Here is a 16770-nt window from a genome sequence, read left to right as displayed (position 1 = left end):
TGTGCGCGCTCCGCCTAGTGGGTTGCCGGAGCAGTCGGTGCTGACGCCGGCAGATGCAGCGGGTGGGCTTCCGTGTTGAAGGTCACGGCATCGAAATTCAATGCGCTCTTCGGCGCGAACAGCAGGTAGAAATACTTGAAGGTCTCGGCAAATACAAAGCTCTCCATCGAGTCTTCCTGCTCCTTGGTACGCACATCTTTCAGCGCAGCGTAACCCGCTTCAGTGCGGCAGTAACGCACGAAGGCTTCCCAGAACTCGCGGCCCATGGCGCGATAGCGCGGATTGCCCGTGTAGTGATGCAGATAGTAGGCCGACTCCACGATCTCCGGACGCAGCGCGTAGCCGGGCGACTGCACCGTCATGCTGGCGTAATCCAGCGATTCCGGTTCGATGCCATGCAGACGCCACATGCGCAGACCGGATTCCTGCAGCGCCTTGGCGCGTTTTATATCGCCGCCCAGCGCCAGCAGCGCCGGCATGAAGGCATCCAGCGCGCCATACTGGGTCTTGCTGCGCGCACCCGTCGTCATATCGGCATGACCGTACCACAGCGCGTTGCCACGCTGGTCGGCCAGCGCCTTGTTCATGCCCTTGATGCTGTGCTCCCACATGGCTTTGCATTCCAGATCGCCGAACAGGCGCCAGCATTTGTTCAGATACTCGTAGTAGGAATCGATGCCGCCGCCGATGTGGGCTCCCGTGTCCGTCCAGCGCCCCGTCTCGACATCGATGGTGGAGCCCACCAGTCCCAGTGGCGAAGCGGCCTTATAGGTGGCCACCAGCGCACGCTTGGATTTTTCGAAGTAGACCGGCTTGCCCGTCAGGCGGCTCAGCATGCCGAATTCCAGCACCAGCGTACCCGTTTCGGCCGGATTGCTGATCTTGCCGCGCACTTTACCGGTGCGCAGATTCACGTGAGTGTAGGGCATACCGGTCGGGCTATCGAATACCGGCAGCAGACGCTTGGCCAGATCTTCCGCCTTGTCCAGCAAGCGTGCGTCGCCGCTGATCTGATAGGCCGACAGCAGGCCACCCAGCAGACGGATGGTGATTTCGAAGTTCTGCACATACATGTCCTGATCGAAGTTCAGCTGCTGGACGATCAGTTCACGCGCCTCGTCCGCTTCATCTTTCAGGCCCATGATCATCAGGGTATCGAGTGCATCGACAGGCGTCATCAGCAGCGTATGCTCATACCAGTCGCGTGGCTTCTTGCTGAGCGGACTAAGCGCATCATGGCCCCAGGCATACTGCTTGTAGCCACGCCAGGCATGGCGCACTTCATCCTTCACCTGCTGCGCCAGCGCCGCTGCCTCGGCTTCGCTGACCGGACGCAGCGCCTTATTCGCCTCATTTGCCTGATTCGCCGCCACCTTGCCCGACGCCGGGCTCTTGGCCGGCGCATCGGCCGCCGCGGCATTCTGTGCAAACAGTGGCAGGGCAGCCAGCAGTGCGATATTCAGGCCGCGCAGTACGGGGCGGAACGGGGAAAATCGGGATGCTTGTTTCACTTGCTGTCTCCTTGTAATTGTTCGAAGAATTGCTTCATGGCCGCAGCCTGCGGCGGATGGGCGCCAGCCTGCAGACAGGCGGCGGAACCGGCCGCCAGCGCCGCATGCAGGTGCGCCTGCAAACCGCGTTGCGGATAGCCGGCCAGACTATGCAGCAGGCCCGCCACGCTGGCATCGCCAGCTCCGACGGTATCCACCACCTCGACCTTGGGCGCACGCGCATCGGCACGTGCGCTGCCATGGAATAGCGTGGCGCCCTGCCCGCCGCGGGTTAGCAGGCAGTAGGCGGCCGGATTGGCTGCCCGCAGCTGCTGTAACGCCTGATCCAGCGTCATATCGGGGAACAGACCGCGCAGATCGTCGTCCGACACTTTGATCAAATCGGCCAGTGCCGCCATAGTGCGCAGCGTGGGCTGATAGCTGGCATCCATCAGATTGCGGAAGTTCGGGTCGTAGCTGATCGCCACGCCCTGCGCTTTCAGTTGCTGTGCCAGCGCCACCAGCGTAGCTGCCAGCGGCTGACGCGCCAGACTGATGCCGCCGAAGTGCGCCCAGCGCAGCGCGCCCGACCAGCCGGCCGGCAGCGTGGCCGGATCGAAGTGCAGATCGGCGCTGTCGTCGCCCACAAAGAAGTAGCTCGGGGGTTCGCCCTGCTCCACGATGGCCAGCAGGGGCGAATGCTGTACGCGCTGAATCAGCCGCAGGTCCAGCCCCACAGCAGCGCTGGCATTCCACAACGCCTCACCGAAGCGGTCATTGCTGATGGCACCGGCGAAGGCCGTACGTTCGCCCAGCGCCGCCAATGCGCGTGCCACATTCCAGACCGAGCCGCCCACCTGACTGATCCACTGCTCATTCCCCTGATGGATCATATCGGTCAGCGCCTCGCCGGCGCACAGCATTACAGGGGCTTCATGCATGATCAGCCTTTCCCAGTACGGTCAGAATGTCGTAGCAGGCGCCCATGGTGTGGTAATCGACTTTACCTGCAGGGCTCTTTTCATCACTGAGCTTGCGGTTCTGCTGATCGAGGATGCGGTACCACGCGCCGTATTTGTGGTCGACCATATAAGTCCAGCTATACGCCCACAGGCGCTGGTACCAGTCCCAGTATTCGCGATTACCCGTACGCTGAGCCAGCAACGCGGCCGCCGCGGCACTCTCGGCCTGCACCCAGAAGTATTTATGGCCATCGCACACATGCAGTTCCGGCGCCAGCGAGTAGCACACGCCGCCATGCTCGGCATCCCAGCCTTTTTCCAGCGCCACGCGGAACAGCCGTTCCGCCGTCGGCACCAGCCAGTCCAGCGACTGCGCCAGCACGCCCCGCGCGCGGGCTTCCAGTTGTACCAGCAGTTTGGCCCATTCGGTAAAGTGGCCGGGCTGATAGCCCCAGGGACGGAACAGGTTTTCCGGATCATGAATGTTGAACTGCCAGTCAGGCTGCCACTGTGCGTCGTAGTGTTCCCAGATCAGGCCACCGCAACGCTGCGCCTGACGCTGGGTGATGTTGTAGGCCACCTTGTAGGCACGCTCCAGATAGCGCAGTTCGCCCGTGGCCTGATGGGCCGCCAGCAGCGCTTCGCAGGCATGCATATTGGCGTTCTGGCCCCGATAGCCGGACAGCACACTCCAGTCGTGGCTTGCTTCGTCGGCATACAAGCCAGCCTGCGCACCCCAGAAGCGCTGTTCCATCAGCGCGAAGGTCTCGGCGATCCAGGGGCGCGCCTGTTCCAGACCGGCCATGGTGGCATGGGCATAGGCCAGCAGCACGAAGGCCTGACCGTAGGCGTGCTGGGTGCCGTCGATCACCTGTGTACCGTCCAGCAGCCATGCATAGCCGCCGCCGACAGGATCGCGGTGCACTTCGCGCAGAAAGCGCAGTGCATGCTCCGCGCCCCTCAGATATGCCTCTTCCTTGAAATGACGATAGGCCATGGCATAGGTGAACACGAAGCGGGTGCTGCTCACCAGATGGCGCTGCTGCATGTCGTAGACGCTTCCATCATCCTTGAAAAAATGGTACATGCCGCCAGCCGGATCGATGGCGCGCGGATGGTAGAAGCGCATGGTGTGCTGCGCATGCTCGAGCAGGACACTAGGGCTACGGAAATTCGGTAATTGGGTCATGGTTTTTCCGGTGGGTGTGGGTTAAACGCCGTGGCTGCTCTCGCGCACGATCAGCTCAACTGGCACGGTTATCTGGGATGGGTGGTTTTCGGTTTTCTGTAGCAGTAATTCGATGCCGGTCTGGCCCAGCGCGGCCTTGTCCACGCGGACAGTGCTGAGCGGCGGGATGCCGGCAGGGGCGGCAGCAATATCATCGAAGCCGACGATGGCGATGTCCTGCGGGATCTTCAGCCCCGCCTTGCGGCAAGCCTTCATGGCCGCCAGCGCCGTGCTGTCGTTGTAGCAGAACACGGCATCAGCGCGTTTGGGCAGCGCCAGCAAGGCTTGCACGGCATCGCTGACACTCTGTTCGGCATCGCCCACGGCCGGCAGCGTGACTTCCAGATCGGGGTCGGCATGAACCTTGGCATCGAACAGGGCCTGACGGAAACCGCGATTGCGCTGCTGTATGCTGTAGTGCGCCAGTGAGCCGGACAGCATGGCGATGCGTTTGCGTCCGGCCCGCAGCAGGTGCTGGGTAGCCAGATAGCCGCCGTGCAGATTGTCCGGATTGACGGAGGTGAAGCCGCGCCGCTGCATATCCACCAGCACCATGGGCTTGCCGGCCTGCTGCAGCGCCGTCAGCACTTCCGGCTCGAAGTAGCCGGCACACAGGATGGCATCGGGCTGGTGCAGACGGATCAGACCCATTACCGGCTCGGCCGGACCCACGGCAAAGAATGATAGCGCTATCCCTTCGCGCCGGCAGACTTCCTCGGCACCGTGCAGCACTGGCGAGAAGAAGGAGCCGGAAGCAAGGGTGTTGTGCTGGCTATGCAGCAGGAAGGCGATGCGGCGGATAGGACCGCTGCGCAACTGCGCGAAGTCATAGCCCAGCCGTTCCGCCGTTTCCAGCACCAGACTGCGGGTGGACTCTGTCATCCCCGACTGGTTCTTCAGTGCGCGCGAGACCGTACCGATCGACAGACCGGTAGCCGCCGCGATATCGCGCAACGTGGCCTGGCTCACGCCTGCCCCCGCACTACGCGCAGCCCATGGCACAGCAAAGCTCGCAGCAAATTCAGGTACATCCGGTGTCTCCATTTTTTCGGTTTAATAAACGCTTCGGCGAACGCTAGTCCAGAGCATTGCGATGATTGTGACGATGATGTTCGCCTTGCGCTGCCTAGGACGCTTTTATATCAGCGCCACTTTTCAGCAACAATCGCGCGCTGCTGTGCGGGGCGCTCTTTAGCATTGTTTAGTAAAACGGCGCGCATCAACGCGCGCCCTGCGCCAGCACATCGCCCACGGACTGCATCCGCAGGGCGCGACGCAGCGCCGCCAGACTGGCCGGCGAACGCAGCGACAGACGCACGGTTTCGCCAGGCAGCAGGGTGAGGGCGTTATCGGATAGCTCCGCATCGAGATCACCGAAGTCTACCCAGACGGCGCGGGCGAACTGGCGTGCGCTCAGCTCCAGCTGGTAACCGCCGGCTGCAGGCTGCAAGCGCACCTGCAGTTGCGCGTCGGGCCAGCGCATTGCTTTCGCGGCACGGAAGTACAGCACGCTGCGCACGGGCGCTTCGCCTTCCACCTGCAGATCGAACACGGCCACGGTATTCGCCGGATCTGCATTCCCCAGCAACTGCGCATCGGTGTACTCGGCGCTGCACAGCGCCGACAGCGGCGCCAGTTCCACTGCGCGGTGTTCTTCACGCAGCAAGGTGCCATCCAGCGTGCTAACGCGCAGGCGCAGCGTGCCGTGCAGGCTATGGATACGGTCATTCAGCAGATGCACGCGGCTGATGCCGTTCGCATCGCGCAGCGCTGCCACGGCCACGGGCGCATAGAAGCGCCGCGCATAGAACTGCAGCGCCTTCCAGCGCCCGAACCAGTCCACGCTAGACCACGAAGCGCCGGGCCACACATCGTTGAGCTGCCAGTACAGCGATCCCATGGTGTAGGGCCGGCTGGCGCGGTGGTGGCTGGCCGCCAGCGCAATGCCCTCGGCCTGCGCGATCTGGCTCAGATAGATAAAGCTGGCAAAGCCCGAAGGGGTGCCGAATTCGTCATTGATGTATTTGAGCAGGCGTTCATTACCCTTGCCGGCCATGAATTTCTGATGCGCTTCGATGACGGGCGTGGCCATGCCCTGCTCGGCGCGTTTGGCAAATGCGTCCACCGTGCGCTGCACGGGCCAGGCCTGCAGCCCATATTCCGACATGAAGCGCGGGGTGATCTCCAGATATTTGCTGACCGGGTGGGCGGGATTGCCCCACACCTCCCAGTAATGCATATCGCCGCGGGCCGGAGTATTGGCCACCTCGGCCAGATCATCGCTGGGCGAACTGGCCCAGTAGGCCACGCCACCGCCCTCTTCCGCCACTACCTTGCGCAGATCGCTACCGAATAGCTGCACGTAGCCATTCCACACACGGGTGGCAAACGCAGGGTCGGCCTGCATCATGGCTTTGCCCGGCCCCCAGTACTTCCACGCGATTTCTTCTTCGTTATTGCCGCACCAGAGCGCAATGCTGGGATGGTTGCGCAAGCGCCGCACGTTGTCGCGCGCCTCGGCGATTACGCTGGCACGAAAGGCATCGTCATAGGCCGGCTGCATGCCGCCGCCGAACATGAAATCCTGCCAGACCAGCAGACCCAGTTCATCGGCCAGATCGAAATATGCATCGCTTTCGTAGTAGCCGCCGCCCCAGCTACGCAGGAAGTTCATATTCGCATCGCGCGCCGATTCCAGCACACGGCGCAACTGTGCCTTGCTCACGCGCGGCCGGAACATATCGAACGGGATGGTATTGGCACCTTTGGCAAACACGGGGATGCCGTTCACTTCGAAATAGAAGCTCTGTCCCTGCGCATCGCTATCGCGTTTCAGTACCATGCTGCGCAGACCCGTGCGCGCACTGGTGCTGGCCACCAACCTGCTCCCCTGCGCTACTTCCAGCTCGTAGCGGTACAAAGCCTGCGCACCATAGCCGTTCGGATACCAGCGCTGCGGTTTGACGACACGCACAGCCAGTTCGATGCGGTTACTGCCCTGCCTGAGTTCCGCTTTCTGCTGCACTGCCAGCACCCGCTTGCCATCGGGCGCGGTCTGCCACAGACGCAGTTCAACAGTGCCAGCGTTGATGGCATCAAGCGTGGCGACGGCCGCCAGTTCGGCACGCTGCTCGTCCACATGGTCCTGCCGCAGTTGCAGATCATCGATGCGCAGCACATCCCAGCTTTGCAGCTGCACGGTGTTCCAGATGCCTGCCGTGACATAGCGCGGCCCCCAGTCCCAGCCATAGTGGTAACCGGGCTTGCGGGCAAAGTTGGCCGTCATCGCATCGGCCGGTTCGTCGCCATACGGCGAAGGATAGTTACCAGCCAGCTTGTTCGGCATGGCCGCCACCTGTGGCAGCAGCTTGCTGATAGGCGAACGCAGTACGATGCGCAGTTCATTGCCACGCGCACGCAGCCGCCCCTGCACGGGAATGCGCCAGACCCGAAAGGCGTTATCCGCATCCAGCAGTTTTTCGCCGTTGAGCCAGACTTCGGCATAGGTATCGAGGCCGTGGAACACCAGATCGCTGCGCGCGCTGTTGCGCGTGGCCGCCGGGGTATCGAAGCGGGTGCGATATTCCCAGTCCGCCAGACCTATCCACTGCAGCCCGGCTTCCGGTGCGCCCACATAGGGATCAGGAATCAGCTTGTGGGCAAACAGGTCGGTGTGCACGGTGCCCGGCACGGTGGCTGCCTTCCAGCCTGCCGCTTGCGGATGGCCCGCTAGCCGGGCGTCGCCCGGCAGCATGCGGAAGCTCCAGCCCTGGTCGAGCGACTGCAGCGCGGCCGCCGAGACAGATGGCGCCAGGACCAGCAGCGCCAGCAGGCCCGCTGCCCATGCCGCCGGACGGCAGCACCACTTGATCAGGGCCTTCATGCTGCGCGCGCCTTCCAGTAGCGCTCTAGCCACTCCTCATGGCTGGGCATCGCAGCTACGGCATGGGCCAGCATGCCGCGCATGCCTTCCACCAGTTCCACCAGCTTAGGCTCCGGCATCTCGTCGACGATAGGATGGTAGCCCTGCGGCGTTATGCCCTGCCCCAGCATCACCTGTACCCAGCTAGGCAGGGCAAAGAAATCTTCGCCGTTACGGAAATAGCGGCCGTCGCTACGGAACAGCTCCATCGCCTCGCGCAGACTGTCCGGTATCGCCATGGTGCGACAATAGTCCCAGAACGGTGTATCGCTACGCTCGGTGGCGTGGTAGTGCAGGATCAGGAAGTCGCGCACCCGTTCGTATTCGAAGGCCGTCTCGCGATTGTATTGTTCGGCCAGTTGCGGGTTGAAGTCCGCATTCGGGAACAGGCTTAGTAAGCGGGTGATGCCCGATTGGGCCAGATAGATGCTGGTCGATTCCAGCGGCTCGAGGAAGCCGCTGGCCAGACCCAGCGCGACCACATTGCGGTGCCAGGTCTTCTTGCGCACACCGGTAGTAAAACGCAGCAGACGCGGTTCGGCCAGCGCCTTGCCGTCAAGATTAGCCATCAGCGTTGCCGCCGCCTCGTCATCGCCCAGATAGCGGCTCGAATACACATAGCCATTGCCGATGCGGTGCTGCAGCGGTATGCGCCACTGCCAGCCGGCCGCGCGTGCCGTCGAGCGGGTGTAGGGCGTGATAGTCTGCGCGCTGGCACAAGGCACGGCCACGGCGCGGTCGCAGGGCAGCCAGTGCGACCAGTCCACATAACCGGTCTTGAGGGTTTCCTCGATCAGCAGGCCGCGGAAGCCGGAGCAGTCGATGAACAGTTCGCCATCGACCACCTGCCCTGATGCCAGCGTGACGGATTCGATGTAGCCGTCCTCGGCGCGCTGCTGTACGCTGACGATCTTGCCCTCGATACGCTGCACGCCGCGCTGCTCGGCCACTTCGCGCAGATAGCGCGCGTACAGGGCCGCATCGAAGTGATAGGCATAGGCGATATCTGCCAGCGGCGAACCGGCTGCCGCATTACGGTCGCCCGACGTGAATTTGCCTTGCGGCGCCATCACTGTCTGCGGTGAATAGTCGCCTATCGGTCCGGCTTTGCCGGCCAGATGCAGCTTGAGCCAGAACTGGTGGAAAGGCAGCGGCCCCAGTGAACGGCCGATGGCGCCGAAGCCGTGTATATAACTGTCGCCTATGCGGCCCCAGTCATTGAATTGTATGCCCAGCTTGACCGTGCCCTGGGTACGCCGGACGAATTCTGCTTCGTCCAGTCCCAGCCACTGGCCATTGAACTGGCGGATATGCGGCACACTGGCTTCACCGACGCCGACGATGCCGATTTCCTCGGACTCGATCAGGCGCACACTGGCGCCCTTGCCTAGATAGGTGGTCAGCGCTGCTGCGGCCATCCAGCCGGCACTGCCGCCGCCCACCACGGTGATTCTGGAAATGCGTTGTTGCGTCGCTCGAGTTGTCGTCATCGCGCTGCCCAAATGAAGAAGGCAGTTGCCGGCGGAACCGGCAACTGCGGGAAAAACTCCCCATCCGGCGGGACGGGGAGCCTGGGGAAGTTTTAGAACTTGTAGCTCAGACCACCGTAGATCACACGGCCCGTGTAGTTATTGCCGTAGAAACGATCAGTGGTGTCGTTACCCAGATGCGAACGGGTCTCCTGGCGGGTCAGGTTCAGCACCGAAGCAGTCAGGCTCAGTTGCTTGGTGAAGTTGTACGACGCGTTCAGGTCCACCTGGCTATACGGATCCGAGTACACATTCAGACCGTTGATCAGGCCACCCACTACTTCGCCGCGACGGTTGTACGAAGCACGCACCATGTACTGGTCCGTACCGTAGAACACGGTCAGGTTGGTCTGGTTGCGCGCGCTGCCCACCAGTGGCGAAGTGCCGATCTGCTTGCCGTCAGCCAGCGTAATGGCCGCCTGATTGGTCTTGTTGTAGGTGTAGTTGAACTGGAAGCCCAGACCCATGTCGAGCGTGTGCTGGCCATACAGTTCGATACCCTGCGACACCGCATCACGGCCACCGGCACTGGTCGAGTAGTTCTGCACCGTGACAGTCTGGCCACCCACCGTCATCGGCATGCTCAGCACCACCGGCACGGCGAAGTTGCTCACGTTCTTGCGGAACAGGCCAGTACCCAGCACCGAACCGCGGTGGAAGTACCACTCCAGACCCAGATCGAACTGCTTGGCTTTGTACGGCTCCAGCGCCTTGTTGCTGCCTTCGCCGAACCAGCCCTGCTGGTCGCCGCCGCCGATCAGGCGACGGTCGTTGACATATTCCTGGCTGTAGTTCTGCAGGCCGCCCGGCGAGGCGATGTCGCCATAGCTAGGACGGGCCACCACTTTCGATGCGGCGGCACGCAGCAGCAGCTGGTCGCTCAGATCGTAGGCCAGATTGAAGCTAGGCAGCACATCGTTGTAGGTGCGGTCCAGCGAGCTGACCACGAACGACGAAGTGTGCGCCACGCTATCCGGCAGCGTGGTGAAGCCGCTGACGCAGCCCGAACCGGCCGGAGCACCCACGGCTGGTTTGCCGCCAGCCTGGCAGGGTGCCGGTGCGCCGTTGGCGCCGTTGAAGAAGTAGTCGTTGTAGTTGTCTACGCGGTCGGTCGAATCGGCGTGCTGGCGGGTACGGATGACACGCAGGCCGGCATTGCCGCGCAGACGGTCGGTCTTCACATTCGCCTGCAGATACATCGAAGTGATCTTCTCGCCCACGTTGTAGACGAAATTATCTTCGTTACGGGTCTGCATGGCGCCGTAGGTTTCGTTCAGATGCGCGATATAGGCCGGGTAGTTAATCGCCGGGAAAGCGCTGGCCTTGATGCCGCCGGCCAGATTCGACAGCGACTCGGAATACAGGTAGTTGGACTGGAAACGCGAAGCGCTCGAATCGCAGCCGGCCTGATAGCGGTTGTCGTAGTTGCTGGCGTCCTTGCCTTTGCAGGCCCAGTAGTTGTTACCGGTGCTGCGGTGGGTGCCGCCGTCACGGTATTTGGCGCCGAACTGCAGCGAATCGAGCCAGTTGGTATCCGTGTGCCAGGTGAAATCACCCTGCAGATATTTCTGCTCGGTGCTGTTGCGGGTCCACGAGGACTGGGTCGAACCGAGGTCGATCTCGCCTATGCCCTTCTGCAGATTGGCCATCAGCTCAGGCGAGAAGGTCATGGTCGGCGTACCCTGCGTGGTCCATGCGCTGGCGTAGTTACCCAGCGTCCAGCTGCCATCGGCATTCTGCACGCGCGGCTTGATCGGCATGGTGAACTGCATCGATGGCCCGCCGGTGGCCCAGGTACGACCCAGCTTGAACAGCGCATCGAGCGACTGACCGTGCCAGTCTGCTTCAAAGTCGGCCGTCTGCGACAGCGACTTCTCCTGATTGTAGCTACCGGTGATCTGCGGCGTCGGGATGGTGCAATCGTCCGGACCGAAGCCGCCGGTGTTCTTGTAGCCTGCTGCCGCAGCGGCATCGCCACTGCAGTAGTATTTCTTGCCGGCGTGGGCGCTGTACTGGGCACCCGTCACGATGGTGCCGCTGCGATCGAAGGTCAGACCGTCGAGCATACGGCCACCAGGCCAGTTGCCGTCGCCATCGTAGCGCGCCAGATTCCACTCGGGCACCTTGAGGGTATTGGTCTGCGAATCCTGCGACAGATCGAAGCGGAAGTAGTTACCCGTCAGCGTCAGGTTGCGCATCGGTTTCAGCTGCATGGTCAGCTGGCCACCTTTACGTTCGCGCTCTTCGTTCTTCACGTTCAGATTGACGGAAGTCGGCATCATGAAGTTGGTGTAGTACTTGCCGTTCTGGTCGTAGAAACCGGACTGGCCCCACCAGCGCGAATTCAGACCCGAAGGCTTGCCGTTCACATCGGTCGCCGGATGGGCTTTGTAATCGTCGGCATACCACTGCCAGTTTTCCGTGCTGGCACCCATGGTGCGGGTAGTACGTTTCTGCTGGGTGAAGCCGGCCAGAATACCGAAGGTGTTGGCTTCGTCGTGCCAGGCGTACTGGCCGGAGAACTGGCCATCGGTTTTCTTGGTGGTGTCGGCCCAGGTGCCTTCGGCCGAAACAAAGCCGCTGCCGGACTTCACTTCCAGCGGACGGCGCGTGTGCAGGATCACCGTGCCGCCAATACCGCCTTCATCGAGACGCGCTTCCGGCGTCTTGAACAGCTCAGCGCTGGACAGCATATTCGACGGCATCAGCATGTAGTTGAACGAGCGGGTAGGATCACCGTTCGATTCTGCAGTGGCGATGTAGTTGCCGTTCAGCTGGGTCAGCGTCAGTTCCGACGACAGACCGCGCACGCTGACGTTTTTACCTTCGCCGCCATCACGGTTGACAATCACACCGGGCACGCGCTGCAGCGCATCGGCCACGTTCTTGTCGGGGAATTTGCCCACATCTTCGGCGGTAATCACTTCAACGATGGCATTGGCGTTACGTTTCTGATCCAGCGCTTGTTCGATCGCATAGCGGTAGCCCGTGACCTGCACCGTTACCGGCTGGGCGGCATCACCCTTGGCATCGGCGGCCTTGCCCGCCGTTTGCGCGTGCGCGCTGGACAGCGCCACCAGTGCCGTCGCCACAGCAAGAGCAAGGGGCTTGACGGAGCAGCGAGGCTGCCGGCTTGCGAGATGGGTACTGAACATCATGTAGATCTCCTAGTTATGCCCGGGGTCGGGCTTTTTTATATGGCGGTAGCAAAGTTCCCATGACCCGTGGAACTGGTGGCGGCCTCCCGCGTCTCTCCGTATTGCTGCACTGTGCACTGCGATGAGCAGCGCAGTATCAGACGATTTACTAAACGACAGAGGTGCCACCTGCATGTCGATGGGCATCGCGTTTCGCCCATAACTGTTTATACAAACTAAGTTTTGGCCATTCAACAGGATTTCAAAATTGGCATTTAGTTTAGTTTGCTTACTAAACAAGAGTGAGGGAAATTTACGACAGTGGAAGTTTCGTGCCTGGCTGCCGCATCGAAAACACTAAACATGGACGCCGCGCAGGAAATGGCATGCTCGCGCCCCGCCGTGGACCATAGTTATACAAGCAAGGGGGAGCGTATCGGGTCCCAGAATAGTCTGGATGGACTGTACTCATCTAAAGAATGGTGAATTAAAATTGCAATTATTGCATTTAAATACATAAACATTGCATTCCGCTATTGGTCAGTCTGACATTTAGGCGGCCCGTTGCCATCGCGCAGCGAGAATGCGACTCAATTCAGGAGAATTCACCATGCCCCCTCGCATGCATCGCGCCCATACTTCCCGCAGGGCACGCCCTCTCGTCGCTGCTCTGATGGCAGCCGGCCTAATTTTGCCGCAAGCGCCATCCAGCGCCGCCGATGTCGTTTGGACAGGCAGCGCGATCAACTGCATACAATGGAATTGTGCCGGTAACTGGGGGAACGACCTATTGCCGGCAAAACGCGACAATCTCGTCTTCGGCAAGAGCGCAGTATCAGCCAGCGATAATGACCTACTCCAAGAGATCGGCCATCTAACTTTTGCCAGCGATGCGCCAGCCATGACACTAAGCGGGAAAACCGTCGACAGCCAAGCAGATATCCGCAATTTCAGCGCCTATCGGCAAACGATTAACATGCCACTCAAATTTAGTAGCCCAGGCTATTATCAGCCGGGGAACAGCCAAATTGACGGTGGTAAGGCCGGTCTGAAACTGGCCGATGTCACGCTAGACACCAGATCTCTAAAGATCAGCAACGACGTCAGCATTTCCAATCTTAAGGCACGCGAGTATTCGCTCAATAATATCTATATCGCGCCCAACTCGACACTCACAACAAATTTTGTGAATAACAGCGGCGGCACATTTAATGGGAATGGCTGGTTCTCTTTAGCCGTGGATGGTCCAGGCGCAACCTTAAATAACAACTCTGCACTCCTATTCGGTGGCCGTTCCACCTCCATTTCTTTGACGAACGGTGCCGTATTCAATGACATAGGCGCCATTGGCACCAACTATATCGACAGCCGTATGGCAGCGAGTACCATTAGGGGTCCGGAAACAAACTTCAGCATCGCTGGAGCAGGAACCAAATGGCTTTCTCAGCGCGACCTCATTTTTGCAGTTGGGTACACAACCAACCGCAATGACTTCGAAGTCAGTAACGGCGCGTACATGAGCACGGGCAACTTCATCTACGACAACAACTTTGTCGGTTCAATGGCCGTGACGGGCGGGATGCTCGATGTGCAAGGCGATTTCAAGCTCAGTACTGGGAGCGCCATGCTGCAATATGGCACTATTCAAGTTAAAGGCACGGCCAGCTTTGGACAAAACAGTCTGTTCATCTTTAATGAAGGAACACTGAGTGCTGCGCAGTTCGACAATGCAGGGAGATTCACCTGGCAGGGTGGCACACTCGGCTTTACCGGATCTGGTGGAGCGCAGCTAGGCACTAGCATCCTACCTAAAGATCTGCTCATCGATGGCAGCAAGGGGCTGCAGGTGAGTAATACCCTTACCATCAGCGATGGCACATCGCTCACTGTGACAAACGGTCAATTACAAAGTGGTCTGCTCGCCGTGCGGGGTGGCACAGCGAACCTGTCCGAACAGGCGGCGGCCAGCAATGGTGTGCAGCTCAGTAGCGGCACTCTGGTGGTAAGCGGCACAGGAAGCATCAGTGTCAGCAAGCTGCTGCGCAATACCCCCGTCCTCGATACCGGCAAGACACTGCAACTAGCTGGCACACTCAGTCTGGAAGCGGGCAGTAGCCTGACCGTTGACGGCGGACAGCTTAGCGCCCGCTATCTGCAGCTGGATGGCGGCACTCTCAACATCATGGACGACAGCACGGTAAGCGGCAAAGTAGCACTCAACAGCGGGACTTTGCGCCTTACCAGCAAAGGCAGCGTGGCTCTGGGAACTGGCCTGTTTGAACAAAGTGTTCGTCTGGGGCAAAATGCAACGCTGGAAGTCAGCAAAGGCTTGAACATTGGAACAGGCACTAACCTGACCTTCGCCGGAGGACAGCTACGCGCGGGGAGTCTTAACCTCAGCGGCGGCACACTACGCTTCGATAACGAAGTCGGCACGCAAAACTACAACTGGACCAGCGGCACGCTCAGTCTGGGCGGCCGCAACGGTGCGACGCTGGGCAGCGGCGCACTGGCGCAGAACACGCTGGTGCTCAATAGCGCACGCAATCTCAACGTGGACCACACGCTCAGCCTTGGACGCAATACCAATCTGGTCCTCGATGGTGGCCAGTTCAAGGCGGGCACGCTCGCGCTGCAAGGCGGACGGGTGAGCGGTCAGCTGAACATAGACAAAGTCGGCCTGCTGCAAGGCTACGGCAGCGTCAACGGCGCCATCAGCGGCGGCAGCAGCGCGCGTATCAATGCCAGCGGCGGCGTGCTGTCTCTGGGCGACGGCAACGATGCAGCAGGATTCGGCTTTGCCGGTACGCTGGATGTCGGCAATAGCCGGGTCTGGATCTTCAATCAGGGTGTAGCACAGCTGGGCAGCGCCACCTTCATCAGCGACAAAGGCCAGCTGCATAGCAGCGACGGCTTGCTGCTAGGCGCAGGCAACACGCTCAGCAGCAGCGGCAACACCAGCATCTACGGCCTGTTCGTGAATCAGGGCAGCGTTAGCAGCAGTGGCGGCACGCTCAGTTTCTATGACGACGTGAGCGGCACGGGCAGCTTCACGGGGCAGATGCTGTTCCGCGCCGGCTACAATCCCGGCGGCGCAGGCGCCAGTGCCCAAGTCGGTTTTGGCGGTGGTAGCGCCAGCTATGACAGCAACGCGATACTGACGATGGAAGTAATGGGCAGCGGCCACGACCAGATGAGCGGGCTCTCTACGCTCAATTTCAATGGCACTTTGCATCTGGTATTCGGCGCCGATTTCAATGCCAACCCGGGCAGCAGCATCAAGCTGTTCGACTTCCAGCATTTCAGTGGTCAGCTCGATGCAGAGCACATCGTCGTCGACGGCTACGACCGCGCAAAACTGGATTTCTCGCATCTGGGGCGCGATGGCAGCATCAGCGTATCTGCAGTGCCTGAACCCTCAAGCTACGCCATGCTGCTCGGTGGTCTGGGCTTGCTGGCTTGGCGCCGGCGACGCACGCTCGGTGTGCGCCAGACAGCAACAGGCTGTCCGAACGGGAAAAACTAAGAAACACTAGAAATATGTGAGGGGCACCGCGCAGATGAGCAATCAAGCGCCCCTCATTTTCAGTTCGATTGGCGCCGTTCAGGGTGCGGCGGACTTCCACCACCCCATAGAATGAACAACTCCGCTCGGATTGAGGCTGCTACAGGAATGCGGAACTCTGCCCGTGCGATGAAAGCATGCGATTCCTTCAGGGAGTGGATGTTCTCCATCCATTCAAAACCAGTCATACACCTTTTCTTTGGCCGTCAGGTGGACGCCATTTACCAGTACCACCACAGACTGACTCCTTGCAGTTCCGCAATTCGAGTTTCCAGGTCAAGTCAATAATTAACGCTCGGTATCTGTTTCCCTTTCTCACGTTTGAACCAGTTGGCGCGGACCATGGAGGCACTCATGCAGCGTTATACAATCACACTAGGCGCGAGCACGACTGCTGGCTGGAAAGTGATTTCCGCAAGTAGTCAGGGAAGTGTCAGCGGCGTCAAAATCGCGCTCGAGGGCGATTTGATTTTCTGCCGGGCGTGCAAGTCGCAGGGGAAAATTCTTTGTGTCGGTCCCCGCATTCCAGAGACCTGGAACGGAAAACAGGTTGCCCTGGGCAATGACATGTGCCTGTGCGGGTGTTTTCCGTCCCCTCGACTCGTCGCGAATCAGACCTTACGCAGCCAGGTGATCGGTGAGAGTGAAGCGGGTGGCACCTCCGTTTCCCTAAAAGCCGGGCAGTCAATCGCATCGAGCCTGACAAAGGCGAGCGCCGAGAGCTACGATCTTGAGTTTTTGGTTCTCGACACTTGCAGCGGATTGCCGGTCACAGATTGGCCCTACAACATCGAGCTGGCCAGCGGACAGCACTTGGAGGGGAAGACCGATAAAGACGGCAAGACCTCCAAGGTGGCGGCCACACACCCGGACAACGTCATCCTGCGCGTGTACGAACCGGAATCGACTCCAGTCAACCCGTTCTGGGACCGATGAA

The 16770-nt window shown here is 60.5% G+C and carries 9 protein-coding genes; 2 read left to right on the top strand and 7 right to left on the bottom strand.

Going from position 1 to position 16770, the window contains the following annotated elements; genetic code table 11:
* Positions 1-14: 14 nt before the first annotated feature.
* From GTP23_RS03040 to GTP23_RS03010, 7 genes are all read right to left on the bottom strand, one after another.
* Complete coding sequence (locus tag GTP23_RS03040) at positions 15-1511, bottom strand: glycoside hydrolase family 47 protein (RefSeq protein ID WP_202411898.1); 1497 nt, start codon at positions 1509-1511, stop codon at positions 15-17.
* A complete protein-coding gene (locus tag GTP23_RS03035; RefSeq protein ID WP_161033800.1) occupies positions 1508-2431 on the bottom strand; it encodes a carbohydrate kinase family protein in 924 nt (307 codons plus the stop codon). The genes GTP23_RS03040 and GTP23_RS03035 overlap by 4 nt, the downstream gene beginning before the upstream one ends.
* Entirely contained in the window at positions 2424-3641 is a 1218-nt protein-coding gene (locus GTP23_RS03030; protein WP_161033799.1) for an AGE family epimerase/isomerase, read from the bottom strand. The genes GTP23_RS03035 and GTP23_RS03030 overlap by 8 nt, the downstream gene beginning before the upstream one ends.
* A 21-nt stretch (positions 3642-3662) precedes the next feature.
* On the bottom strand, positions 3663-4649 hold the full coding sequence (locus tag GTP23_RS03025) for a LacI family DNA-binding transcriptional regulator (protein ID WP_371866796.1): 987 nt from the start codon (positions 4647-4649) through the stop codon (positions 3663-3665).
* 250 nt (positions 4650-4899) lie between these two features.
* Positions 4900-7563 carry a beta-mannosidase gene (locus tag GTP23_RS03020; RefSeq protein WP_161033797.1) on the bottom strand — a complete coding sequence of 888 codons (2664 nt, stop codon included), beginning with the start codon at positions 7561-7563 and terminating at the stop codon, positions 4900-4902.
* Entirely contained in the window at positions 7560-9092 is a 1533-nt protein-coding gene (locus tag GTP23_RS03015) for a tryptophan halogenase family protein (protein WP_161033796.1), read from the bottom strand. The genes GTP23_RS03020 and GTP23_RS03015 overlap by 4 nt, the downstream gene beginning before the upstream one ends.
* Before the next feature lie 92 nt (positions 9093-9184).
* The gene (locus tag GTP23_RS03010) at positions 9185-12289 is read right to left on the bottom strand and encodes a TonB-dependent receptor (RefSeq protein WP_229255901.1); all 3105 of its coding nucleotides are present in this window, start codon (positions 12287-12289) and stop codon (positions 9185-9187) included.
* 589 nt (positions 12290-12878) lie between these two features.
* On the opposite strand from GTP23_RS03010, the gene GTP23_RS03005 reads away from it, so the two are divergent.
* A complete protein-coding gene (locus GTP23_RS03005) occupies positions 12879-15794 on the top strand; it encodes a beta strand repeat-containing protein (RefSeq protein ID WP_161033795.1) in 2916 nt (971 codons plus the stop codon).
* A gap of 393 nt (positions 15795-16187) precedes the next feature.
* A complete protein-coding gene (locus GTP23_RS03000; protein WP_229255900.1) occupies positions 16188-16769 on the top strand; it encodes a PAAR domain-containing protein in 582 nt (193 codons plus the stop codon).
* Position 16770: the final 1 nt, after the last annotated feature.

The organism is Duganella fentianensis (assembly GCF_009857835.1).
In the GTDB taxonomy this organism is placed as follows: domain Bacteria; phylum Pseudomonadota; class Gammaproteobacteria; order Burkholderiales; family Burkholderiaceae_D; genus Rugamonas; species Rugamonas fentianensis.
This window is presented reverse-complemented; position numbering and strand designations above follow the sequence as displayed.